Source organism: Enterobacter sp. RHBSTW-00318 (genome assembly GCF_014101375.1).
GTDB classification, from domain to species: domain Bacteria; phylum Pseudomonadota; class Gammaproteobacteria; order Enterobacterales; family Enterobacteriaceae; genus Enterobacter; species Enterobacter ludwigii.
In genome coordinates this window covers 3,864,803-3,889,549 of record NZ_JABXQH010000001.1, presented here as the reverse complement: position 1 = coordinate 3,889,549, position 24,747 = coordinate 3,864,803, and the positions used below count along the sequence as shown (strand labels likewise).

The 24,747-nt window shown below is 55.6% G+C and carries 17 protein-coding genes and 1 pseudogene; 4 read left to right on the top strand and 14 right to left on the bottom strand.

From position 1 onward, the window contains the following. Positions 1-30: 30 nt before the first annotated feature. From recD to rppH, 12 genes are all read right to left on the bottom strand, one after another. A complete protein-coding gene (gene recD / locus HV157_RS19215) occupies positions 31-1,851 on the bottom strand; it encodes an exodeoxyribonuclease V subunit alpha (RefSeq protein WP_182268835.1) in 1,821 nt (606 codons plus the stop codon). Further along, a complete protein-coding gene (gene recB, locus HV157_RS19210; RefSeq protein WP_182268834.1) occupies positions 1,848-5,390 on the bottom strand; it encodes an exodeoxyribonuclease V subunit beta in 3,543 nt (1,180 codons plus the stop codon). The genes recD and recB overlap by 4 nt, the downstream gene beginning before the upstream one ends. Further along, the gene (ptrA, locus tag HV157_RS19205) at positions 5,387-8,269 is read right to left on the bottom strand and encodes a pitrilysin (RefSeq protein ID WP_020883783.1); all 2,883 of its coding nucleotides are present in this window, start codon (positions 8,267-8,269) and stop codon (positions 5,387-5,389) included. The genes recB and ptrA overlap by 4 nt, the downstream gene beginning before the upstream one ends. 139 nt (positions 8,270-8,408) lie before the next feature. Beyond that, positions 8,409-11,783: an exodeoxyribonuclease V subunit gamma gene (gene recC / locus HV157_RS19200; RefSeq protein WP_182268833.1), complete on the bottom strand. Its 3,375-nt coding sequence runs from the start codon at positions 11,781-11,783 to the stop codon at positions 8,409-8,411. Positions 11,784-11,795: 12 nt separating this feature from the next. After that, the gene (locus tag HV157_RS19195) at positions 11,796-12,119 is read right to left on the bottom strand and encodes a prepilin-type N-terminal cleavage/methylation domain-containing protein (protein WP_014171443.1); all 324 of its coding nucleotides are present in this window, start codon (positions 12,117-12,119) and stop codon (positions 11,796-11,798) included. Further along, positions 12,104-12,505 carry a DUF2509 family protein gene (locus HV157_RS19190; protein ID WP_182268832.1) on the bottom strand — a complete coding sequence of 134 codons (402 nt, stop codon included), beginning with the start codon at positions 12,503-12,505 and terminating at the stop codon, positions 12,104-12,106. The genes HV157_RS19195 and HV157_RS19190 overlap by 16 nt, the downstream gene beginning before the upstream one ends. Beyond that, positions 12,502-13,062 carry a prepilin peptidase-dependent protein gene (locus HV157_RS19185; protein WP_025203343.1) on the bottom strand — a complete coding sequence of 187 codons (561 nt, stop codon included), beginning with the start codon at positions 13,060-13,062 and terminating at the stop codon, positions 12,502-12,504. Before HV157_RS19185 ends, HV157_RS19190 begins: the two co-directional genes overlap by 4 nt. Then, entirely contained in the window at positions 13,053-13,517 is a 465-nt protein-coding gene (locus tag HV157_RS19180; RefSeq protein WP_032680368.1) for a prepilin peptidase-dependent protein, read from the bottom strand. Before HV157_RS19180 ends, HV157_RS19185 begins: the two co-directional genes overlap by 10 nt. Before the next feature lie 184 nt (positions 13,518-13,701). After that, a complete protein-coding gene (thyA, locus tag HV157_RS19175; RefSeq protein ID WP_013098550.1) occupies positions 13,702-14,496 on the bottom strand; it encodes a thymidylate synthase in 795 nt (264 codons plus the stop codon). Between the two features lie 6 nt (positions 14,497-14,502). Beyond that, positions 14,503-15,378: a prolipoprotein diacylglyceryl transferase gene (gene lgt, locus HV157_RS19170; RefSeq protein WP_014171449.1), complete on the bottom strand. Its 876-nt coding sequence runs from the start codon at positions 15,376-15,378 to the stop codon at positions 14,503-14,505. A 213-nt stretch (positions 15,379-15,591) separates the two neighbouring features. Then, entirely contained in the window at positions 15,592-17,838 is a 2,247-nt protein-coding gene (gene ptsP / locus HV157_RS19165; RefSeq protein WP_014171450.1) for a phosphoenolpyruvate--protein phosphotransferase, read from the bottom strand. Between the two features lie 12 nt (positions 17,839-17,850). Next, complete coding sequence (gene rppH, locus HV157_RS19160; protein ID WP_013098553.1) at positions 17,851-18,381, bottom strand: RNA pyrophosphohydrolase; 531 nt, start codon at positions 18,379-18,381, stop codon at positions 17,851-17,853. Between the two features lie 463 nt (positions 18,382-18,844). Here rppH and HV157_RS26295 point away from each other — a divergent pair. The 4 genes and pseudogenes from HV157_RS26295 to HV157_RS19145 all read left to right on the top strand — a co-directional run. Then, a pseudogene (locus HV157_RS26295) lies at positions 18,845-18,910 on the top strand (hypothetical protein); the annotation flags it as partial. Between the two features lie 154 nt (positions 18,911-19,064). Next, positions 19,065-19,757, top strand: coding sequence for a DNA mismatch repair endonuclease MutH (mutH, locus tag HV157_RS19155; protein ID WP_032678891.1), 693 nt, complete (start codon positions 19,065-19,067; stop codon positions 19,755-19,757). A 128-nt stretch (positions 19,758-19,885) separates the two neighbouring features. Then, the gene (locus tag HV157_RS19150; protein WP_020883776.1) at positions 19,886-20,104 is read left to right on the top strand and encodes a YgdI/YgdR family lipoprotein; all 219 of its coding nucleotides are present in this window, start codon (positions 19,886-19,888) and stop codon (positions 20,102-20,104) included. A gap of 132 nt (positions 20,105-20,236) precedes the next feature. Further along, a complete protein-coding gene (locus HV157_RS19145; RefSeq protein WP_025203341.1) occupies positions 20,237-21,277 on the top strand; it encodes an NADP(H)-dependent aldo-keto reductase in 1,041 nt (346 codons plus the stop codon). 77 nt (positions 21,278-21,354) lie between these two features. On the opposite strand, the gene lplT is transcribed toward HV157_RS19145, so the two are convergent. Both lplT and aas read right to left on the bottom strand, forming a co-directional pair. Further along, on the bottom strand, positions 21,355-22,548 hold the full coding sequence (lplT, locus tag HV157_RS19140) for a lysophospholipid transporter LplT (protein ID WP_025203340.1): 1,194 nt from the start codon (positions 22,546-22,548) through the stop codon (positions 21,355-21,357). Further along, positions 22,541-24,700, bottom strand: coding sequence for a bifunctional acyl-ACP--phospholipid O-acyltransferase/long-chain-fatty-acid--ACP ligase (aas, locus tag HV157_RS19135; RefSeq protein ID WP_020883773.1), 2,160 nt, complete (start codon positions 24,698-24,700; stop codon positions 22,541-22,543). Before aas ends, lplT begins: the two co-directional genes overlap by 8 nt. Between the last annotated feature and the right edge of the window lie 47 nt (positions 24,701-24,747).

The window sequence follows — 24,747 nt, the reverse complement described above, 5'->3', positions numbered from 1 at the left end:
AAGCCCTCACCACCCGGTGGGGGCTATCGCTTAAAGGGCTTCAAATATCGCGCTCAGGCCGCTTCGACGTTCCGTGCGGGTGGCAATCGCCTGTAGCAGCACACGTTCATCAGCATACAGCGACAGGCGCTGACGCGCGCGCGTAATGGCGGTATAAATCAGCTCGCGGGTAATGACGGGCGAAAGCTGTGTCGGCAGGATCAGCGCCGCATGGTTGAACTCGGAGCCCTGAGACTTATGCACCGTCATTGCCCAGGCCGTTTCATGTTCAGGCAGACGACTGGGCTGAACGGACTTCACGCTTCCATCCGGCATCTGGAACCAGACGCGCAGCCCCAGTCCACGATAGAGGGCAATCCCGATATCCCCGTTAAACAACCCCAGCGCGCTATCGTTACGGGCGATCATCACCGGGCGTCCCTCATACCAGCGCGAGTGTGGGGTGCGGTGGATTTTGCGTTTCTGGCCCAGCAGCTGTTCGAACCTGTCGTTCAGACCGCTCACGCCAAATGGCCCTTCCCTCAGTGCACACAGTAGCTGATACTCGCCAAAGGCGGCGAGCGCCTGTGCCGGCGTGCATTGCTGTTGTACACCCGTCAGAAAATGCTGATACCCCTGCAGGGCGTCATCAAGCATCGCCTGATACTCTTCCCCGGTTTGCAGCGATTTTTTCTCGATATCGGTGAATTGACCGTCAAATACCGCACAGGTCGTGTGCCGGTCGCCTCTGTTCACAGCCGAAGCCAGCTGACCGATGCCCGAGTCGCTGCCGAAACGGTAGCTTTTTTGCAGCAGGCACAGGCTGTCGCGCAGCGCCCCCGCCAGGGAATGGTTTTCACTGGCGAGCGAACAGCCGGTCAGACGGGACAGCTCCTCAGCGCGTTCAGCGGTATATCCCAGGCTTGCATAAGTGCAGATATCTCCCAGCACCGCCCCAGCTTCCACCGAGGCAAGCTGGTCGCGATCGCCAAGGAAAATGACGCGGGCGTGCGCTGGCAGAGCATCAATCAACCGCGACATCATCGTCAGGTCGATCATTGACGCCTCATCCACCACCAGCACATCCAGGTGCAACGGGTTACCGGCGTGATAACGCAGACGCTGGCTTCCCGGCTGAGCGCCCAGCAGCCGGTGCAGCGTGCTGGCTTCGTTTGGGAAAAGGGCAAGCTGCTCCCCGGTGAGTGGCAACTTCTGCAGCGCACCACCTAACGACTCGGTCAGGCGCGCAGCCGCTTTGCCGGTAGGGGCCGCCAGACGAATACGGCACTTTTGCTCACCCGATAACTGAATCAGGGCGGCAAGCAGTTTGGCCACGGTGGTGGTTTTACCGGTTCCCGGGCCGCCAGAGATGACGGAGATCCGCCGTGTTAAGGCCACGGCCGCCGCCACTTTCTGCCAGTCTGTCGCCTCAACAGAGGTAAACAAGGTATCCAGCGTTTGCCGCAGTTGGGCTTCATCGCAGGGAAGAGGCGCATTGGTCTCGCTGAAAAAACGCGCGACCGCCAGTTCATTACGCCACAGTCGGTTGAGATACAAACGATCGCCCGTCAGGATCATGGGGGTCTGGCTATCGGCTGCGCTGACGGCAGGCGAACGGTACAATACCGTCGGCCAGTCCACGGATTCTCCCAGCAGAGCAAAGCAGGACTGCAGGGCCGCGGGCATTTTCTCATCCATCGCCAGACGCGAAAGCGGCAGGCAAACGTGCCCTTCCCCTGCGTCTTTACTCAGGATGGCAGCGGCGAGCATCACGGCAGGCTCATCACCTGACACCATCATGGCGAACTGTACGTCCAGGTGGCGCAGTAGTCGCTGTTCTACCGCTTCCAGCAACAATTCCTGCATCGTCATGCCACTTCCTCCGTGTTTGCTGCAAATAAGTTATCCATTTTCTCAATCAGTGCCGCATGCGGGCGTGTGCTAAAGATGCCTGAACGCGGGTCAGCCGCATCCACACCGCGCAGGAAAAGGTAAATCACCCCACCAAAGTGCTCTTCGTAACGGTAGTCAGCAATGCGATGGCGCAGATAACGATGCAGCGCCAGAGTATAGAGCTGGTACTGCAGATCGTAGCGATGCATTTGCATGGCGGATGCCATCGCCTGCTGGGTGTAGGCTTCGCTGTTCTCACCCAGCCAGTTTGATTTGTAATCCAGCAGGTAGTAGCGCCCTTCGTGACGGAAAACCAGGTCGATAAAGCCTTTTAACATCCCCTGCACCTGGCGGAAGTTCAGCGGCGGGCAACCGGCGGACAACGGGTCATACTCGCGGATCACCGCATCAAGCGCGTCAGCCCGCAGCGGGCTGGCGATGGGAAGATAAAACTCCATCTCCACCTGTTTATCTTTGGCGGTCAACTGGCTGAGAGAGAGGCCCTCTGCCGTGAGCGGGGCGTGCAGAATAGCGCGGATCCACTCGGTGAGGACCGGCTGCCATTGTGCATCATAGCCCCCACTCTGTAACATCTTCAGGACCCATTCGTCAGAGACAGGCTGGGTAAAATCCAGCTCTTCAAACAGGCTATGCAAAAAGGTTCCCGGTGACGCGCCGCGTGGAAATTGATGCGGCGTAAGCGCAGGCTCAACCGGTACGCTACCGGCTCCGGCGGCATCAATATCCAGCTTTGGCATCAGATCCTGCGCAATGCTCTGCCCGTGCTGCTGTAACCCGGAGTAGCTGGTAACGCGCCAGTCGTCGGCAATGGTGCGCAGAATCTGCCGGGCTTCCAGTTTAGATTCCCGCCAGTCCGGCATCTGCCAGCGGCTGTTATCGGGTGGCGACGGAATGTGCAGGGCAACATGCTCGCCGCACAGCGACTCGATGCACTGGCGCAGCCCGGCAGCATCTTTGGGCTCGCCGAGCTGAATGAGTCGCCCCAGCGCGCTCAGGTGGAAATCGCTCTCCCCAGACTTGTCGCCACGACGGCGGAACAGCGGCGCCACGCCCAGGCTGCAGTGCCAGACCGAACGGGTCAATGCCACGTAGAGCAGGCGTAAATCTTCCGCCAGACGTTCGGCCTCGGCCAGCTCAACGCTGGACTCCGCTTTACTGAGATCGAGCACCGCGTCGAACGATTCGCGATCGTGGTAAAAGGCCTGATCCTGCACGCGGTAATTGGCGATAAACGGCAGCCAGACCAGCGGATATTCCAGGCCTTTCGACTTGTGAATCGTGACGATCTGTACCAGATGTTTATCACTCTCAAGACGCATCTGCTGGCTGGAGGCGTTGCTGTTTGGGTCGGCAATCTGTTGCGCCAGCCAGCGCACCAGAGCATGTTCGCTTTCAAGCTGCGTGCCCGCCTCCTGCAACAGCTCACTGATATGTAAAATGTCGGTCAGACGGCGTTCACCGCCTGCTGTCGCGAGCATATTCTCCGCAAGGTGTCGCTTCGCCATGAGCTCGCGCACCATCGCCATCACACCGCGCTTCTGCCATCGTTCACGGTAGTGAACAAACTCTTCGACGACCGCATCCCATGCGGCTTCGTCATTATTGAGTGCATCAATGTCACGGGCGTTCAGACCGAGCATTGCGCTGGCTAGTGCGCTGCGAAGCGTACTTTCGCGCTCCGGGGACAGCACGGCCTGAAGCAGCCACAGCATCTCCTGTGCTTCCAGGGTTTCAAAAACGCTGTCACGGTTTGAGAGGTACACGGACGGGATGTTCAGCAGGGTAAGCGCATCGCGGATCAGCGACGCCTCCTGACGACTGCGCACCAGCACCGTGATATCAGACGCCTTCACGGGGGCTGACTCATTTTCCTTCCACAACAGCGCCTCGCCACGCGCACCAGCGCTGAGCCAGTCACGGATCTGCGCGGCACAATGCTGAGCCATGGCGTTTTGATAGTCCGCGACGCCACAGCCTTCACCGTCCAGCAGCCAGAAGTTCATGGCGGGCTGCGTCACCCCGTTGAATTCGAAACGCAACGAGCTGTTTTTTGCGGCAAACTTTACCGGCTGAAAGGGGATCTCACGGAACATAAACGCCGTATCCATGCGGCTAAACAGCGCATTGACGCTTTGCACCATGCCCGGGGAAGAGCGCCAGTTGGTATCCAGCGTATAATGCGCCTCTACCTCACTGCGGGCCTTCATGTAGGTGAAAATATCCGCACCGCGGAAGGCGTAAATGGCCTGTTTCGGATCGCCGATTAACAACAGCGCTGTGTCGGGCTGTTGTCGCCAGATGCGGCGGAAAATACGGTACTGCTGAGGATCCGTATCCTGAAATTCGTCAATCATGGCTACCGGGAAGCGGGTGCGGATCGCGCAGGCAAGGGCTTCGCCGTTTTCACTGCACAGCGCCGCATCAAGGCGGCTCAGCATATCGTCAAAACCCAGTTCGCCACGGCGACGTTTCTCACGTGATACGGCTTCGCGAATTTCCGTCATGGCGCGGGTGATCATCAGGTCATTGAGCGTGAGTGGCTCAGCGAGCAGCGATTCAATCGCAACAAACAGGGGATGCTCAGGCACAATGCCGTCGGCTTTAGTCCGCTCAATCAAAAAACGCTGCGAGAATTTCTCCAGTGCGTCCGGAAGGTGATAACCGCGCGTCTCTTCCTGCGCCCAGGCGCTGATCTTCTCGATCCATTTACCCTGGTTGCCGCGGTTAAATTTACGTCTGTCGATCCCGGAGTTTTCGATGATCGCCTCAATCTCACCGACGGACTCATTCCATTTTTGCTTGAGCGCAGCAATTTTTCCGACGATCTTTTCATGCCGTGAAGCCAGCGTTTCGTCTGCAGGTGGCGGGGATTTGATAACCGGCGCTTCGCCCTGAAGATAACGGTCGATAGCGCGAAGAAGCTCTTCGGGACCTTTCCACAACGCATGGACCGCTTCAGCGATATCGCGCGATAAAGGGTAACAGTGGCGACGCCAGAAATCCGCACAGGCCTGATAGCGAAGCACAGATTCATCTTCAATGAGCTGCTGTTCGAACAGCATTCCGGATTCAAAAGCATTCAGGCTCAGCATGCGCTGACAAAAACCATGAATGGTGAAAACGGACGCTTCGTCCATCTGCCGTTCCGCCAACAGCAGCCACTGGGCGGCCTGTTGCTTATCTGAAATCTCTTCAAGAAGGCTGGCGTAGAGAGGGTTGTCCGTGGTCTGGCGCAGGCAGGCGATGCGCAGCTCATGAATATTGGCACGAATACGACCGCGCAGCTCAGCGGTAGCGGCCTCGGTGAAGGTGACCACCAGCAGCTCTTCCACGCTTAACGGACGTGGAAAAGCGGCGTTACCACCAAGCCCTAACAGAAGACGCAGATAGAGCGCGGCAATGGTGAAGGTTTTTCCCGTTCCCGCTGAGGCTTCAATCAATCGTTCACCCTGTAGAGGTAAACGTAAGGGATTAAGGGGCTCAGCGGTATCGGTCATTCTTTCTTACTCCAGGGCATAGATTGCTGCAGCGCGCTGACGCTCTTCCAGATCGTCCAGCCTTTCGGGTTAACGTAGTCCGTTTTCCCGTTCTGACTACCGGAAACCTGCGACAGAATCGCCATTCCCTGCGGTTTAACCACCGCCTGGTGGAAGAAATCAGCAACCTTCTGCGGCGTCAGCTGTTTTATCTCGGCCACTACTTTATCACGCGAATCAAATTTCAGATTACCGCGATCAAAATCTTTGCTCAGTTGTGATGCTTCTTCACCCAGCGTCTGCGGCGGCTGCATCACCTGCGCGATGACGGCCTGCTGAATCTGAGCAAACTCCTCCGGCTTCATCGCCCGCAGCTTCGCTTCCGCCTGTGGGAAGAATGCCTGATAACGTTGCCAGAGATAAGCAGGCTGTTTATCACTGCTTTGCAGCAGGAAGCCCAGCCCCCACTGGCGACCCACGTTCATGGAGAAGGCAAAGACCGCGTAACCAAGCTGCTCTTCTGTACGCAGTTGGTTGTAGAACCACGGCTGAATAATCTGCCCCAGCACCGCACTCTGCGCGGTACTGGTGAATTCATCATAACCCGTGGGTACAAACACAGCAGCCAGGGCTGAATCCGTGCTGTTACCCGCCTTTTCAAAAATCACATTCTGTTTTTTCTCAACCAGTACGTCCTGGTTGCGGCACCACTCGTCACCTTTCGAACCAAGCTGCGTACGGACATTTTCTGCCAGTGTTTTGGCCTGTACGTCACTCATGTTTCCGACGATAAGGAACTCCGGACGCGTGTTCGTTTTCAGCGCATCACGATACGCCAGCACATCTTTTAAGGTGATAGAGGGCAGTAGCGCCCGGCGATCTTCGCGCTGGAAATAGGGAATTTGCGAAAGCATTTGCGTCGGCATGAGCGCCAGGTCATACGCTTTACCCTTCTCGGCAGAATCCATCATCTGCGCATACCAGGATTTGGCCTGCTCAAGTTGCTCTTCCGTCGGGGTATAGCTGAAATAACCTTCCAGTAACGCCTGGAACAGCTGCGGCAGACGCTGGGTGTAGCCGTTAGCATTGACCATCAGACCGTTATTGGCGTTGGTCGAGAAGCTTATCCCGCCGACGGCCGCCTGATTGCTAAGCTGATCGAGTGCGATACCGGCAAGATAGTCATTGAGCGCAAACATCACCTGATTTTTAGCGCTGTTCATTGCTTTTGGGTTACGCAGAACCACGCTCACATCGGCTTTCGGTTCACTCGCGAAATAGCGGCTTGGCGTATACACCACACGCAGCGTCGGCTCATCAACGATAAGTTCCGGGTGCGGATAGGCTTTCGTGGTTTTAATCAGCGAGAAATCATCCGGAATGTAGGGGTTCAGCTCCGGCAATTTAAGCGCGATCTCACCGGCCTTTTTCTGCCAGTCGGCGAAGGTCTGGTCACTGATTTTATCCACCTGGTAAGGGGCATCGACAAAATAGGCCATTTTGTTATGCGGTTCGTTCGGGCTGATATACCAGACGCGGGCATTCTGCGGCGTCATCATCGCCAGGCGGGCTTTTACCGCGTCGGCGTCATACTGGTCGGCAATATTGACCGCGTCGAGGGTATGTTCCACCGGCACACGGATCATGGTATCCGCCAGCCACTCAACGTAATCCATGTCGCGGGTAATGGACGGATAACGGAAATCGAGATCCAGCACGTGCGCCAGTTCATCAAAGTAGCGTTTATCGACGCCTTTATCGCGCAGCAAAGAGAGGTAGCTGAAAATAGCCGCCACGACGTCATCACGGTGAGCCAGACCTTTGTCAGTCAGGGTGGCGGAGATCGCCAGCACGCCGCTGTTGCCGTTCACAACCGGATCGGAGTCGGCACGAATACCTTCCACCAGCCCTTGTTTTTGCAGCCAGTCAGAAAGTGTACCCGGGCTACGGTTGCCAATCAGGTAGGTGACCAGTTCATCGGTTTTGCTGCGAAACTGCGCCGTATTGTTATCAATGCGGAACTCAACGCGTAACACTTTACGCGGCAGTGCAGGAACGTAGTGGATAACGATCCCTTTTTGCGCGTCCGTGACCACAGGAACGTTTATCTGCGGCAGGTCGATATTTTTATTCGGTACCCGGCCAAACGTCTGTGCCGCCATGCTTGCCAGCTCAGGCAACGGTTTGTTGCTGTAGATGACCGCTTTCATCAGATTGGCGGAGTAGTATTTATCGCGAAAGGCATGCAGGGCATCCAGCACCGGGCTGTTCGGTTTATCGCTCAGCGTCTCCAGGTTACCACCGGAAAAACGCGATCCCGGGTGCGCCGGGTTAATGGTTTCTGCACTCACCTGCGCCATGCGCATCCCGTCTCGCGTACGGGCAAGGGTCAGTTCAGCATTAACGGCATTGCGTTCGCGGTCAGCGTATTTTTTATCCAGCAGGGGAGCCGCGATAGAATCCGCCAGACGATCCACTGCACCTCCCAGCGCATCATTCTCAACTTCGAGATAGAAGGCTGTACGGTACGGCGCCGTGCTGGCGTTGTGGCTGCCGCCATGCATTTTGAGAAATTCGGACAGGCTATCTGGCTGTGGGTATTTTTTGGAACCCATAAGCGTCATATGTTCCAGATAGTGTGCAAGCCCAGGGTGGGCTTCCGGATCTTCCAGCGACCCAACCGGCACCACCAGTGCCGACAGGGATTTCACCGCCTGCGGATCGGAAACCAGCAGCACAGTCATCCCGTTATCAAGGCGAATAGCCTGATACTGACGGGTATCTTTTTCGCTCTTACGGATAGTTTCCTGAATGGGTTGCCAACCGGAGCCTGCCTGAGTGAAAGGTGCCCAAAGGGCGACAAACAAAACAAACGCTTTGAACAAGGTGCTGCCTGGCATTACGACCTCTTTATCACGGCTACATCATTAACAAACTGCGTGCTGGACTCACCAACATCTCTTTCTTTGGGTACATCAGTCCGTGATAAGAAGTGCATCATAAATGAACACCCCATGCTGCGCAATTTTTATACAGCACTCAGGACTGATTAAATTTGAACAACGGTAACAGGTAGCGTTGTGCTTCTTCCGTGATAGCCTCGAAGTATTCAGGCTCAAGCGTTCGCCATAAACGTTGATACCAGACATCCTCACCTTCGCCGCGCACCATCATGTTACCTTCATACGCCAGCATGAATTTACTCCGTGCTTTCTGCAGTGAAGCGTCATCCGTTAACATGGCATCATTCTGTGCGTCATAACAAGCTTTTATCCAGGCGCCACCGCTCTCGGGCAGTAGCAGGAGCGGTTTATTCATTCCCCGCAGGTAGCCTTCAACGTACAAGGATAAATAACGTAACGCCTGCTCTGCGTCCATCGGCGGAAAGCGCCATTCGCCCTCTTTGCGGACAAAAATACGGCTTTCGCCTTTATGGCCGCCAGCACTGTAGACAAGATGTTCGAGCCAGAGTTGCAAACCTTGTGAAACGCTAAGCATGGAAGGACGCCAGCGCAGGAGCCCATCCGGCTGTACCTGAGTTAGCCAGCCCGTGAGCTGCACACCCTGGCAGTTGAGATCGATTTCAATACTGGTTCCGGGTTGCCGGCATTCCCTCACGCGTTCTGCCAGAGCTTCCATCTCCTGGCGCTGCGCCTCCCAGACAATTTCTCCGAACGCCCCGTAGGGTAACTGCCCCGCAGCACGGTAGCGGCGGTAAAGCTTGTCGGCATCTTCCTCTTCAACCAGCGCGTTCAGCAACTGCAGGTTTAACTGATACCGCTCCAGCCCTTCCAGCGTAAACGGCTCTGCATCAGGAATTTCACTCTCTTCAGAACGGAAATTGACCTGCAACCGTTGCTGGAAGAAAGCGCGTACCGGATGCCCCCAAAACCGCTGAAGCTGTTCAAAGGTCAGGGTGTCTATCGGGCGAGGATCAAGCTCCTGAATGAAATCGGTATGCGCCCTCCCCTCTTTTTTCGCCGCAGGCAGCCATTCGTGGGCATAGCTCTGATGATCGCTGACCATGTAGTTCACCGGGTCAAACGGCATGCGGCTATGGAAGCGGGTGATATGCGCTTTCACTCGCTGCGCACTTTCATCACAGTTACGGGCTTCATCCCCCGCCAGATAGTGGCTCTGCCCGATATAATCCACCAGTTCCTGCACCAGAACAGAAGGAAAGCGCTCGCTGTTGTCCTGGATAGAACGGCCGATATAGCTGATATACAGCTGACGTTGAGCCGAAATGAGCGCCTCAAGGAAGAGATAGCGGTCATCGTCGCGACGGCTACGATCGCCCCGCTTTGGATTCGCACTCATCAGATCAAAACCCAGTGGTGCCAGGGCGCGTGGGTATATACCGTCATTCATTCCGAGCAGGCACACCACTTTGAACGGGATAGAACGCATTGGCATCAGGGTGCAAATATTGATTGGGCCTGCCAGGAAACGCTGGCTAATTCGCTCCTGATCGAGCCGTTGCGTCAGCTCATCGCGCAGCAATGACAACGGGATAGCCTCGTTATAGTGGGAACTCACGCCCTCTTCGACGATTGCCTGCCACTGCGTTTCAATGAGCGCCATAGCGGCTTCGGTATCACTGTCCGGCAGGAAGAAATCATTGAGCAATGCCCTGCAAACCGGGAGCCACGCATCCAGCGGACGCGGCTGCATCAACTCAAGCCGCCAGCGGTTAAGTTGCATCAGCAGAGAAGCTAAATGACCGACCAGCTCAGCGATCAACCCGCTGGACTCATCGTAGGGCAGGACTTCATTCCACTCGCCCTGGCTGCTTTCCATCGCATAGCCCAGCAGCATACGCGTCAGGCCAAACCGCCAGGTGTGCTGGCCGGTGGGAGGAAGCTCGAACGCCTGAACGTTGTCATCATCAATGCCCCAGCGTACCCCGGACTCGTTAACCCACTGACGAAGGTAACGCAGCCCCTCTTCATTGATATTGAAACGTGCGGCCAGGACTGGGACATCCAGTAATGCCAGGACATCTTCGGAGATAAACCGGCTATCCGGTAATGAAAGCAAAGTAATAAAGGCCTGCAAGGCCGGATGAGACTGGCGGGCCCGTCGGTCAGAAATGGCGTACGGCAGGTAGCGTTCACCCGTCGCACTCCCAAAAACAGCCTGAATAAAGGGACTGTAACTGTCGATATCCGCCACCATCACCACAATGTCACGTGGCGTCAGCTCAGGATCGTCCTGCAACATCGCCAGCAGTTGATCGTGAAGGACTTCAACCTCGCGCTGCGGGCTGTGGCAAACGTGGATCGTGACGCTGCGATCGTCGCCGTCCAGCTTGCGCTTACTGTCGCTGCGTTCAAATTCTTTTGCCGTAACGCCCATGACGGCGCGGTTTTCGAGATCCAGAATGTCGAGCTGGATATTATGCAGCAGGCTATCCGGAGCGATCTCGACGAAGGCATCCACATCCCCTTCGCCTGACGACGTGATGTCTGAGAGCATGTGAATGTAGTCACGGCCCAGCTTTCCCCAAGAGGCAAGCAGCGGGTTCGGCAGGTTTTGAATGCCGTGCTCATCAAATAGCTGTGCGGCAGACGCGCTGTCTTTAAACAGTGGCACGGTACGCTCTTCAAACAGGCGTCGTCTCTGGCGAGACACCAGCCGCGAAAGCCAGCGTTCATCCTGAATGTCGCCCCAGTACTGGCGACACGGATTGGTAAAGAGGATATGTATGTCGATGTGTTTACCCAGCGCACTCAGCGCCTGCAAATACACCGGTGGCAGCGCCGAGATGCCGCAGATAAACACGCGAGAGGGCAGCCGGGCTGGTCGCTCAGCGCTGTTTTCCAGTATGGAGATAAACCGCTGGTAGAGGTTTGCACGGTGCCACTTCGGCTGGCCGAGTTTCTCAGTGTGTTCCACCAGCGCTTTCCAGAGCGGTGCCTGCCAGACTTGCGCCTCCGGTAACCCGTCGACCCGCTCGCCCGCTTCCCAGCGAGTCAGCCATTCCGGGCGATACACCAGATACTGGTCATAGAGATCGGCGGTGCGCGATGCCAGCTGGAACAGCTTGCGTTTATCGGTGTCGTCATTGAGGTAGTGGCGTAGCATGACGAATTCATCATGCTGCAGCATGTCCGGCAACAATGCCATCAGCTTCCAGCTCATGCTTTGCTTGTTGAAGGCACTCTGCTCCGGGATATCCGGCAACACGCGGACAAACATCTCCCAGATAAAACTTGCGGGCAGCGGGAAATCGATATTTGCGGCAATGCCGAATTTACGCGAAAGCGACATCTGCAGCCACTGCGCCATACCGGTGCTCTGCACCAGCACCATTTCTGGCTCAAAAGGATCGTCAAGCCGCTCGCGCTCAACGATAAATTCCATCAGCGCTTCCAGCACATCCAGACGATTTGAGTGGTAGACCCTTAACATAGACGCTCCCGACTACTGGCTAACCGGGCAATGCAGACGCGTCATCTCGCCGCGCCGCCCCAGAGGAGAAATAAGTGTAACCGTGATGCTGACACATCCAGAGAGTGTTGTCTGCCCCCGACTGACCTGCCAGCCTGCCGGGAGAGCAATTGTTGAAAGCTGAGACTGATTCCAGGCATGGTGCCAGAGCTGACGATACTGATTAAACATGGAGAACCGCGTCGCCAGTGCCCGCTGATAACCCGACAGTGCCGTGACAATCATCACCAGCAGCATCATCGCCAGTAACACCTCAACCATGCTAAAGCCTTTTTCTCTGCTCACGGCAGCTGGCATAACACACTCTCCTTAAGCGGACAAAAATCACTCCAGCCGTGTGGCGAGAAATGGATCTTGCCGTCGATGATTTCGCCTCTGCGCCATAGCAGCAGGTCATCACTCCCGGCGATAAGCAGCACACGCGCTTCATTCAGTAGCCGCAGACAAACTCGCCACGCCGATACCTTTTTGCACTGGATCTCAGGCTCAGATAACCAGCTCTGAACGCGTCCCCATTCAAGCGCTGACTGCACGGATGCCTGCTGTTGAACCGAGCGGCTCTCACCGCCCACCAGTGCGCTAAACGTGGTCAGCTGCTGATTGAGGCCGGTGAGGATCAGCGTGCCCAACACCAGTAAAAGTAATACCAGCGCCAGCGAGGACATTCCGCGCTGCCGGTTCACAGGTTGTACCCCGTGACGCCATAAAAAGCCTGACAGGGCGCCCCCTGCTCGCCCTGACGAAGGGCGGTCATTTCAATATTCAACTGGGGGGCAAACCCCGCATGCTCAACTTGACTCACCACAAAGTGCTGGATGAGAAGCCTGTTGGGGTCAGTGAGTTTCTCCCATCCCTTACCCTCACACGAGGTCGCCCCATGCAGGGTCTCCAGTGCACCTGATTCCAGACGAAAACCTGTGCTGTCGTTTTCCGAAGACGAGCTATCCCAGTTACCGTTACTGTTTGCATCCCACCGTACAATGACACAGCGACCTTGCCTGCCGATCGTCAGTCCCTGCCCCGCACAGTTTCCGGCGCAATACCCCGCACGCTGAAGCTGTTTGCCGAGGGAAAAAAGGCGTTGCCACACCTCCTCCTCAAGCTCCCGCTGACCGGACTGCTGTAAAACAGCCCGCTGCAAGCCCGGTAAAAAGCGCGAGGCGCTTATCAGTAACAGACTGCTGATCGCCGTGGCAATCAGAACTTCCATCAGTGAGAAACCCTGCTGGTTTAGGGACATGAACCTTCTCCTGTGACATTGCACATCCTGATTCGCCCTCCATTCGAGACAATGACGAGCCATTCTCCTGCACGACTTTGCAGGCGTATTCGCCCTGCCCATGCCGTATCCCTGAGTCCATAGAAGCCAAATAACGGCGTTATTTCACTTACCGTGACCTCCGGCCACAGGGGAATAAATACAAACGGACTGCCCTTATCACAGCCCTGCACGAATGCGCTCATCAGACAGGTGACGCCCCTGTCGCGTCGCAGTGTGACCTGGTGGTCACGGTTGTGCCGGTTTGCGTCATTACGCAGAAAGACCAGGTAATCACGCACCTGCCCGGCGGTTTGCCAGAGCCGTTGCTGCCGTTGCCAGTTGTCCCAGCCATATAGCCCGGAGGCGCTGAGAATGACCACCAGCGAGATAGCCACCAGGGTTTCGATAAGCGTAAAACCGTTCTCTTTTTTCATGCCGGGAGTGTGGCGAAATGGCCTGGAATTGACGAGCTACGGATGACCGTTTTACGAGCCCTTATCAAGGAAAGTTAAGCGGTTGCAGTGCGTTGCATACGTTCTGGATAACGCGTCGGAAAGCGGGAAGAAGGCGAAAAAAAACCGGCGCTAAACAGCACCGGTTATGTCACGATTGACGGCCTCAGATAGCGACGGGCGCTTTGATGCCTGGATGAGGGTCATAACCCTCAATCTCAAAATCGTCAAAGCGGTAATCAAAAATGGATTCCGGTTTGCGTTTGATAATCAGCTTAGGCAAGGCGCGCGGTTCGCGGGTCAACTGGAGATGCGTCTGTTCCATATGGTTGCTGTAGAGATGGGTATCCCCACCGGTCCAGACGAAATCGCCCACTTCCAGATCGCACTGCTGCGCCATCATATGCACTAACAGCGCATAGCTGGCAATGTTGAACGGCAGGCCGAGGAACACGTCGCAGGAGCGCTGATAGAGCTGGCAGGAGAGCTTACCGTCTGCCACATAGAACTGGAAGAACGCATGGCACGGTGCCAGTGCCATTTTGTCCAGCTCGCCGACGTTCCAGGCGGAAACAATAATACGGCGCGAGTCCGGATCGTTTTTCAACTGGTTCATCACGGTGGTGATCTGGTCAATATGGCGGCCATCCGGCGTAGGCCATGCGCGCCACTGCTTACCGTACACCGGGCCCAGGTTGCCGTTTTCATCTGCCCATTCATCCCAGATAGAGACGTTGTTTTCATGCAGATACGCAACGTTGGTATCGCCTTGCAGGAACCAGAGCAGTTCATGAATGATCGAGCGCAGGTGGCAGCGCTTTGTCGTCACCAGCGGAAAACCTTCCTGCAGATTGAAGCGCATCTGGTGGCCAAAAATGGAGAGCGTGCCGGTACCGGTACGGTCATTTTTCGGCGTGCCCTCATCGAGCACTTTTTTCATCAGTTCAAGATACTGTTTCATGGTTCCTCAGGAAAGTTGTTGCTGTGGACGACGACGATACGCCCAAATCATCATAATGACACCCGCGACAATCATCGGAATGGAGAGGATCTGCCCCATGCTGATGTACTGTACCCATTCGCCGGTGAACTGTGCATCCGGCTGGCGGAAGAACTCGACGATGATACGGAATGCACCGTAGCCAATCAGGAACAGACCGGAGACAGACCCCATCGGACGCGGTTTACGGATAAAGAGATTCAGGATGATAAACAGCACCACGCCTTCCAGCGCCAGCTCGTAAAGCTGAGACATATGGCGCGGCAGAACACCGTAAGTATCGAACAGGGATTGCCACTCAGGATGAGACGGCAGCAGCGCCATGTCCTCTGCACGCGAGCCCGGGAACAGCATGGTAAAGGAGACACTCGGGTCGACACGCCCCCAGAGCTCACCATTGATAAAGTTGCCCAGACGTCCTGCTCCCAGACCAAACGGGATCAGTGGCGCGATAAAATCTGACACCTGGAAGAAGTTGCGCTTGGTGCGTTTGGCAAAAATCACCATCACCAGGATCACACCAATCAGCCCGCCGTGGAAGGACATGCCGCCATCCCAGACGCGGAACAGGTAGAGTGGATCGTTCAGGAATACCGGGAGGTTATAGAACAGAACATACCCAATACGGCCGCCCAGGAACACGCCAAGGAAGCCTGCATACAGCAGGTTCTCGACTTCGTTTTTGGTCCAGCCACTGCCGGGACGACTGGCGCGACGGCCAGCAAGCCACATGGCAAAAATGAAGCCGACCAGGTACATCAGACCGTACCAGTGAAGCGAAACAGGTCCTATTGAGAAAATGACCGGATCAAATTCCGGAAAATGCAGATAACCACTGTTCATCTGTCACCACAAGATGTTGTTATTCCGCTGAAAGTGGACAGCGGTAGAAATGCGATTCTGCTGTTAGCAGAGGCTCCAAAGTTGCGAATCATAGCATAAGGCGGACGCGGAGGATGCGCCAGAGATGTAAAAGATGTGTATAGAGGAGTGTGTTATATCCTCACCTCCGCCCTGTCACAAAGGACGAGGACGGAGTGAGGTGAAAAGTACGTATTAGCGACCGCCGCGAATCAGGCCGCCCATACCGCGTCGTTCCATGAAAGCAGCCACCTGATGACGCACTTCGGCGGCCAGCTGCGCTTCAAGACTGCGTTCAGCCAGCTCGCGGGCATCCTCAATATCGATATGCCGCAGCAGGTACTTCACGCGGGCAACCGCACGGCCGTTCATGGAGAGGTGGCGGTACCCCAGCCCAATCAGGATTGCAACGCACATCGAATCCCCGGCCATTTCACCACACAGGCGCAAATCAATATCGTGCTGTTCGGCTTCTCGCGCGATCATCGCTAACGCCCGGATCATCGCAGGGTGCAGGCTGTCATAGATGCTGGCAACACGCGTGTTGTTACGGTCGACGGCCAGAATATACTGCGTCAGGTCATTGGTACCGACCGAGATAAAGTCGACACGGTTAGCCAGCTGCGGCAGCATAAAGACCATTGACGGCACTTCAAGCATCACCCCAATTCGTGGTTTGGGGATCGCATAGCCAATCATCTCTTCGACTTCACGGCCGGCACGCTCAATCAGACGCCGCGCCTCGTCAATCTCATCAATGCTGGTGACCATCGGCAGTAAAATGCTGAGGTTACCCGTCGCCGCATTCGCGCGCAGCATGGCACGCACCTGGATCAGGAAGATCTCAGGCTGATCGAGCGTAATGCGTATCCCACGCCAGCCCAGGCACGGGTTTTCCTCACTGATCGGCATGTACGGCAGCTGTTTATCTGCCCCGACATCAAGGGTGCGCAGGGTGACCGGTTTGTCGTTAAACATCTGCAGCATGCCCTGATACTGCGCGACCTGCTCCTCTTCAGAGGGAAAGCCACTTTGCAGCATGAACGGGATTTCGGTGCGGTATAAGCCGATACCGTCGATGCGGCTGCCGAGCTTCTCTTCATGCTCGGGGCTTAAACCTGCGTTGAGCATGACTTTGATTCGCTCGCCGCTTTTGAGCTGCGCGGGCAGATTAACGTCATCCTCTGCCAGCTTGCTTAATTCATTCTCTTCGCTGATAAGGCGCTGGTATTCCTGAAGCAGAACCGGCTCAGGATCAACCAACAGCTCACCGCGATAACCGTCGACCACCAGGGTACGTCGGTGCAGCACCGATGGCTGGATATCCGCCCCCATAACGGTGGGAATTCCCAGCGCACGCACCATAATGGCCGCGTGCGAGTTCGCCGCGCCATCGCGTACCACTACGCCCGCCAGGCGGTCATGAGGCAGTTCAGCGAGCGTTGTCGCGGAGAGTTCATCGGCAACCAGCACAAAACGTTTTGGCCAGGCATTCGCGCCCTGAATAGTGTCATCAAGATGGAACAGTAAACGCTGCCCCAGGGCGCGTAAATCACCGGCCCGCTCTTTCAGGTAACCGTCGGTCAGTGCCGCAAACTGTTCGGCAAATTTTTCGATGACCTTTTTAACCGCCCACTCCGCAACCGCACCTTTGTCGACTTCGTCAAAAAGCTCGCGGCGCAGACGTGCATCGGAGAGAAGGTGCGAGTAGAGGTCAAAAATGGCCGCTGTCTCTTTTTGCGCCCCAGCGGCAAAGCGCTTGCTGTAGCGACGAAACTCATTCGACGCCTCTTCCAGCGCGGCGGTGAGACGCTCACGCTCAAGCGCTTCATCAAGCGTTGAGGCTTCGTACACCTGCTCCATCAACGGCAGAGTGGCGTCCATCCACCCTTCGGCGATAGCAACGCCCGGCGACGCCGGAAGCGCGCGAATACGCGTATGACGATACTGACCAAACAGTGCCGTCAACTGGGACTGGGAGAGGATCGCGGCCATCTGCGTGGCCAGCGTGACGAGGAAAGACTCTTCGCTTTCATCGTACTGACGCAACTCACGCTGCTGTACCACCAGCACACCAAGCAGCTGACGGCGCTGAATAATCGGCACACCCAGGAAGGCGCGGAAACGATCTTCTTTTACGGAGGGGATATATTTAAAGCTGGGGTGTTTTTGCGCGTCGGCAAGGTTGATAGGTTCGGCGAGTCGCCCAACCAGACCAACGATACCTTCATCAAACGCGAGCGTTACGGTGCGTCCACGTGGCTTTTTCAAACCACGGGTCGCCATCAGGTAATAGCAACGCCGATCGTGGTCGGCCAGATACACCGAACAGACTTCGGTCTCCATCGCAAGACAGATGTCGGTAACCAGAATGTTCAGCGCCTCATTCAGACGCGGCGCACTGGCCACCTTCTCGACTATTTCTCGCAAGCGGGTGAGCATGATTTGCGTAGCTTAACCTCTTTTACGTCGCCAGGCAGGTGCGCTCTGCGGCTTAGGCGGGATCTCCTGAAGCTGCATGACAACACTTGCGAACTCTTTCATCACCCTACGGTAAACATCGCGTTTAAATGACACGACCTGACGAACAGGATACCAATAGCTCACCCAACGCCAGCCATCAAACTCCGGCGTACTGCTGGTTTGCATATTGATATCTGAATCGTTGCCCACCAACTGCAGTAGAAACCATTTTTGTTTCTGGCCGATACAAACCGGCTTTGTGTCCCAACGCACCAAACGTTTCGGTAACTTGTAACGCAACCAGTTGCGGGTCGAAGCCAGGATGCGAACATCTTTTCGGCTTAAACCAACCTCTTCAAACAGCTCCCGGTACATCGCTTGTTCTGGGGACTCTCCCGGGTTGATCCCGCCTTGCGGGAACTGCCAGGAGTGCTGACCATATCGACGGGCCCACATCACCTGGCCCTGACGATTACAAATTACTATTCCTACGTTCGGGCGGTAGCCATCGTCATCAATCACCGGACTACCCCAAACTAAACCTTATATATGAATGATTGTTTCACACTACAGGGAGGCGGTAAACCACTCTCTTACAGGGCTGCAACCTAATAACATTTGAATAACTCACAAATACAGGCAGAGTTATAAACAGATGAGTGGCTCTGAGGGGAATTTTATTCACCTTTTCTGTGGATATAGTTGTGAAGAAGTGTCTGATTACCGATGAACAACCTCAGCCGCCGTCAATCTCCCTCCATTACCAATAAAAAATAAAATCATTATTTTCATAAAGTTAATCGTCATAAAACCAACCCACACCGCTTAATCGTGACGATCGTCACATCAGGGATCGTTGTGCTGATGAAAGATCGAACAGCGTCGGTTTTATCCACAGATTGTGCCAATAAGTTAGGCACAATTTGTTTGAAAATTGGATTTTCGTCGCACGTCAAGGCTGTAAATTGAAACAGTAGTCAGGGTTATGCCCAGTTATCCCACTTTTCTGTGGATAACATGGTGTAAGATCCTGTTCATTGTCAGTGACCAGAATTGAACAACCGAATTTTTGTCCCTCGCCATCCATTTTTAGTGTACTAAAAAAACCTATAAATCATGCACATGGCATATTCGTACAGAAAAAGTTAAACTCTATCCACAGGGGACAATTTCTTAGTGTATTTTTTAATCAAAAGGTTACCTTCATGCATTCGCTTTTACCCTTGCTTTCACCGCCGTCCAGCGAAACCCAGTTGCTACAGCAGGCGCAGCGTCTGGCTGGCTTTTCGCTTGGCGAGCTGGCGGCAATGGCTGGCCTGCCGATCCCTCAGGATCTGAAGCGGGATAAAGGCTGGATCGGCATGCTGCTGGAGCTGTGGCTGGGTGCAAGCGCAGGGAGTAAACCGGAGCAGGATTTCGCCGCCCTGGGCGTAGAGTTAAAAACCATTCCCATCGATAGCCTTGGGAAGCCCCTGGAAACGACATTTGTCTGCGTTGCACCGTTAACCGGGAATACCGGTGTGACGTGGGAAACCAGTCACGTTCGCCATAAACTGAAGCGCGTGCTTTGGGTCCCCGTAGAAGGAGAACGTCAGATCCCGCTGGCTGAACGCCGGGTTGGCGCACCGCTGTTGTGGAGTCCGGATGAAGATGAAGAGCATCAGCTGCGTCTGGACTGGGAAGAGCTGATGGATATGATTGTCCTCGGTCAGGTTGAGCGCATCACCGCCCGACACGGAGAGGTGTTACAGCTGCGGCCAAAGGCGGCGAACAGTAAAGCGCTCACGGAGGCAATCGGTGCCCGGGGCGAGCCGATACTGACATTGCCACGCGGTTTTTATCTCAAAAAGAACTTTACCGGGGCGCTCCTTGCTCGCCATTTCTTACTCAAAACGTAGTTTTTTACTTATTTTGAGAGCTCTCAAACATAATCACCTGGTTTTTAAGATTTTACCGCTTCCTCCTGTCGAAATAACGGGTTATTACTACACTATGATTTGATACGAGCCAGGTGAGGACGATAACGATGAAAAAATGGGCAGTGTTAATTTCAGCAGTCGGATTAGCGTTTGCAGTATCGGGCTGTAGCAGCGATTACGTGATGGCGACAAAAGATGGCCGGATGATCCTGACAGACGGCAAGCCGGAAGTCGATGATGACACCGGTCTGGTCAGCTACCGCGATCAGTCCGGGAATAAAATGCAGATCAATCGCGACGAAGTCTCGCAAATTATCGAGCGATAAACAGAGAGAGGTCAGTACCTTGCTGGCCTTTTTGATTTTTTTCTTCCCCTTTTGCTTCCCCTCTGCCATGTTTATATTCCTTTGTCGGGAGGTTCCTGACGCGGTCTACATGTCTATTGAAGGAAGCCGGCTATGCATTATCACCGTATCCCCCACAGCTCTCTGGAGATAAGCCAACTGGGGTTGGGCACGATGACATTTGGTGAACAAAACAGCGAAGCCGATGCCCATGCACAACTCGATTATGCCGTCAGCCAGGGCATTAACCTGATTGATGTCGCAGAGATGTACCCTGTTCCTCCACGCCCGGAAACGCAGGGGCTTACCGAAACCTACGTCGGCAACTGGCTGGCAAAACGCGGCAACCGAGAAAAACTGGTTATCGCCTCGAAAGTCAGCGGCCCTGCGCGTAACAGCGATGCCGGGATCCGCCCAAACCAGATCCTCGATCGCAAGAATATCCGTGCCGCGCTGGATGCCAGCCTGAAGCGCCTGCAAACCGATTATCTTGATCTCTACCAGGTACACTGGCCGCAGCGTCCAACCAACTGCTTTGGTAAGCTCGGCTACAGCTGGAACGAAAGCGCTCCCGCCGTTACGCTGCTTGAAACGCTGGAAGCGCTGACCGAATGCCAGCGAGCGGGCAAAATCCGCTACATCGGCGTGTCTAACGAAACGGCTTTTGGCGTTATGCGCTACCTGCACCTGGCTGATAAACACGATCTGCCGCGCATTGTCACTATCCAGAACCCCTACAGCCTGCTCAACCGCAGTTACGAAGTGGGTCTGGCCGAAGTGACGCAATATGAAGAGGTTGAGCTGCTCGCCTATTCCTGCCTGGGCTTTGGTACGCTGACGGGTAAATACCTGAACGGTGCGAAGCCAGCCGGCGCGCGTAATACGCTCTTCAGCCGCTTTACCCGCTATAGCGGCGAGCAGACGCAGAAAGCCGTCGCGGCCTACGTTGATATTGCGAAGCGTCACGGGCTCGATCCTGCCCAGATGGCACTGGCCTTCGTACGCCGTCAGCCGTTTGTGGCCAGCACCCTGCTGGGCGCAACGACGATGGAACAGTTGAAAACCAACATTGAGAGTTTCCATCTGGACCTGAGCGAGGACGTGCTGGCGGAGATTGACGCGGTGCATCAGGTTTATACCTATCCGGCACCGTAAAAAAACAAAACGGCAACCTCTGTTGCCGTTTTTAATGTTTGCACCCGCTTGTGAAAAGGCGCTGAAGACGACCCGAATCAGCGGCGGCGCTGCCAGACCCACAAGCCGGCAATCGCCAGCGCGAACAGTCCACCGAACCCGACGCCAATCCCCACCACAGGCGCGCCGGCTTTAACCGCCAGCGAATACAGGCCCAGCATCAGCAGCATCGCCAGGTTTTCACCGAGGTTTTGCACCGCAATAGCATTGCCCGCCCCGACCGTCTGCTTGCCACGCTCCTGCAAAAGCGCATTCAGCGGCACCACGAAGAAGCCCCCCAGAATACCAATCAGGATCAGCAGTACGTAGGCTGGCAATAACGCGTGTTGCAGCGCGAAAAAAAGCACCGCAACGCCAATCAGGATCCCTGCCGGCATGCAGCGAGCAACGGTGTCGAGCGTCACGAGTTTTGCCGCTGCCCCCGCGCCCACCACAATCCCGATCGCCACCATCGCATTAAGGTAGGTTGGCGTCGCGTTGTCCGTGATCCCCAGCGCCACCGGCACCCACAGCACCAGCAGGAAGCGCAGCGTAACGCCAGCGCCCCAGAACATGCTGGTGCCCATCAGAGAGAATCGCGTTTCACCGTTACGCCACAGTACGCGGCAGGCATTGAAGAAGCTGCCGGTCATCGGCTTAAAGCGCCAGGATTGCCCCGGACGCGCCACCGGCAGTTTCGGAATAAACAGGTTAGCGACTACCGCGCCACCGTACACCACGGCACACACGCCGAGGGCCGCCAGCACGTGCCAGTCAGCGAGGACACCGCCTGCGACGGAGCCAAGCAGGATTGCCGCAATGGTGGAGGACTCCATCAGCCCATTGGCTTTCACCAGCTTATCACCGGTGGTCAGCTCCCCGAGGATGCCATACTTCGCCGGGGAGTAGGCTGCGGCACCAATGCCGACCAGCGTATAGCCAATAAACGGATTGAAACCAAAACAAATGCTGGCGGCTCCCAGCAGTTTCAGGCCGTTGGCAAACATCATTACCCGGCCTTTCGGGAAGCTGTCCGCAACCTGTCCGACAAACGGTGCAAAGATAATGTAAGCGCCCACAAACACCATCTGCAGAACCGGCTGACTCCAGTCGGGGTAAAACTCAGCCTTGAGCAGTGCCAGCGTGGCAAACAGCAGCGCGTTATCGCCAAAGGCGGAAAGGAACTGGGCGGCAATCACCGCCATCATGCCTTTTGAGCGCAGAGAGGTGTTAGTGTGTACTGACTCACGCATTATGTTGTTCCGCCTGTTCAACCATGCCCTTGAGGGTCACGAAGTCGGGCTTACCGCTGCCGAGCACCGGAAGCTGTTTCAGGTAGCGAATATCACGAGGTACCGCCAGCTCTGGGATGCCGTGCTCGCGGGCATAGCTCAGTAACTGGTCGCGCTTAAGCTCGCTGTCGGTGGTGAACAGCACCAGCGCCTCGCCTTTACTTGCATCACTCTTCACAACCGTGGCATGCATCTTGTCGGCGGAGACGCCCGATGCCAGCTGTTCAACCATCTCAAGCGAGACCATTTCACCCGCAATCTTGGCAAAGCGTTTTGCACGCCCCTGGATCTGCACAAAGCCTTGCTCATCGAAACGTACAATATCGCCGGTGTCGTACCAGCCCGTTTCAATCTCGCCATTAACGTTTTCTGCGGTCGGTGCTTCCAGCACGCCGGGGTTTTCCACGCGCAGATAGCCGTTCATCACGTTTGGCCCTTTCAGCTGCAGACGGCCGCCGTCTTCAATACCAGGCACCGCCAGCAGACGAGCATCCAGCCCAGGCAGAATTCGGCCTACTGTCCCCGGTTTCGCCGCCATTGGCACGTTGATAGAGACCACCGGCGCACACTCTGTCACGCCATACCCCTCGAGGATGCGCAGACCAAATTTGTCCTGCCAGATCTGTCGCGTGCTCTCCTGCAGTTTTTCCGCGCCCGCAACCACGTAGCGCACGCGGAAGAAGTCATACGGGTTGGCGAAACGCGCGTAGTTTCCGAGGAAGGTTGAGGTTCCAAACAACACGGTACAGTTACGGTCATACACCAGCTCCGGCACAATACGGTAATGCAACGGGCTTGGATAAAGGAAGACTTCGGCACCGGTCAGCAGCGGCGTGAAAAGCCCCACCGTCAGACCAAAAGAGTGGAACAGCGGCAGCGCTGACATAAACCGGTCTTTCGCGGTAAAGTCGGCAATGCTTTTGATCTGCTCAACGTTCGCCAGAATACTCTTGTGACTGTGGACGACGCCTTTCGGGTTGCCTTCAGAGCCAGAGGTGAAGAGGATAATCGCGTCGTCTTCCGGCTGCTGTTTCACCTGGGCCAGACGCGGCATCAGCAGATGAGCAAAAATCCACAGTTTGTCGCCCGTCGTCACGTCCGCTTTAAGATCTTCCAGGAAGACCCAGCGTACCTGGGTAAGCTGTTCAGGAAGATGCCACAGTTTGCCTTTGTCGAGGAACTGGCGGGAGGTAAAGACGGTTTTGATTTGCGCTGCCGTGATGGCGCTGGTCAGCCCTTTCACGCCCGCCGTGTAGTTCATCATCGCCGGAATACGGCCACGGGAAACGGCTCCAAAAATCACCGCCGCACTGATGCCTGCGTTGGGCAGCATCAGGCCAATCTTTTCGCCCTGCTGACTGTACTTCTCAAGAATACGGCCCACGAACAATGTTTTGGTCAGCAGCTTGCGATAGGTATCCGGGGTAAAGTTGATGTCTTCGATGCAGTTTTTCTTCGCGCCGTAACGGTGCTGTGCCGACAGCAGGGATTCATACAGCGTCTCGCGCGGGCGGACCGCCATACGCGCTTCCATCATAATCTGGTGCAGCATCTCTCCGGCAATTTTACGGCGATCGCGTGCACGGGGCGCGTCAGGCATCGGTAACGACGTTGGCGGCAGGATATGCAACGTAATTTTTGGGAACACGCGCTGCTTTACCAGCCCTTTCAGACGGCTGAAATAGGAGCGCTCCGCTCCTTCAATACGCAGTGGCACCACGGTTGCTTTTGACTTCGCCGCGACAAACCCGGCGCCGTCGTAGATTTTCATCAGTGAACCGGTCACCGAGATGCGACCTTCCGGGAAAATAACCACCGGACGCCCCTGCTCCACCAGACGCACCAGATGTTTAATCATCATCGGTTTGGTCGGGTCGAGCGGCACAAAATCAATCAGCGGCGTGAGCCAGCGCATGTACCACTGCTGGCTGATGGAGGTATAAACCGCAAACACCGGACGCACGGGCAGAAATAGCGCCAGCAGAATGCCGTCGATAAAGGAAACATGGTTTGGTGTGATAAGAACGCGTTCGCCGCGAAGCGCCTGAGCATCGCCAGTGACGCGAATGCGAAAGAGAATACGGAAGAGTGTACGGAAGAACCCAAAAAGCATCTCAACTCCCTTTGCCAGCCAGTGTGAAGGGTTGATAGTAAATGGTG

Coding starts and splice junctions, on each gene's coding strand:
- recD (WP_182268835.1), bottom strand. CDS start 1,851: ATGACGATGCAGGAATTGTTGCTGGAAGCGGTAGAACAGCGACTACTG.
- recB (WP_182268834.1), bottom strand. CDS start 5,390: ATGACCGATACCGCTGAGCCCCTTAATCCCTTACGTTTACCTCTACAG.
- ptrA (WP_020883783.1), bottom strand. CDS start 8,269: ATGCCAGGCAGCACCTTGTTCAAAGCGTTTGTTTTGTTTGTCGCCCTT.
- recC (WP_182268833.1), bottom strand. CDS start 11,783: ATGTTAAGGGTCTACCACTCAAATCGTCTGGATGTGCTGGAAGCGCTG.
- HV157_RS19195 (WP_014171443.1), bottom strand. CDS start 12,119: ATGCCAGCTGCCGTGAGCAGAGAAAAAGGCTTTAGCATGGTTGAGGTG.
- HV157_RS19185 (WP_025203343.1), bottom strand. CDS start 13,062: ATGTCCCTAAACCAGCAGGGTTTCTCACTGATGGAAGTTCTGATTGCC.
- HV157_RS19180 (WP_032680368.1), bottom strand. CDS start 13,517: ATGAAAAAAGAGAACGGTTTTACGCTTATCGAAACCCTGGTGGCTATC.
- thyA (WP_013098550.1), bottom strand. CDS start 14,496: ATGAAACAGTATCTTGAACTGATGAAAAAAGTGCTCGATGAGGGCACG.
- lgt (WP_014171449.1), bottom strand. CDS start 15,378: ATGAACAGTGGTTATCTGCATTTTCCGGAATTTGATCCGGTCATTTTC.
- ptsP (WP_014171450.1), bottom strand. CDS start 17,838: ATGCTCACCCGCTTGCGAGAAATAGTCGAGAAGGTGGCCAGTGCGCCG.
- mutH (WP_032678891.1), top strand. CDS start 19,065: ATGCATTCGCTTTTACCCTTGCTTTCACCGCCGTCCAGCGAAACCCAG.
- HV157_RS19150 (WP_020883776.1), top strand. CDS start 19,886: ATGAAAAAATGGGCAGTGTTAATTTCAGCAGTCGGATTAGCGTTTGCA.
- HV157_RS19145 (WP_025203341.1), top strand. CDS start 20,237: ATGCATTATCACCGTATCCCCCACAGCTCTCTGGAGATAAGCCAACTG.
- lplT (WP_025203340.1), bottom strand. CDS start 22,548: ATGCGTGAGTCAGTACACACTAACACCTCTCTGCGCTCAAAAGGCATG.
- aas (WP_020883773.1), bottom strand. CDS start 24,700: ATGCTTTTTGGGTTCTTCCGTACACTCTTCCGTATTCTCTTTCGCATT.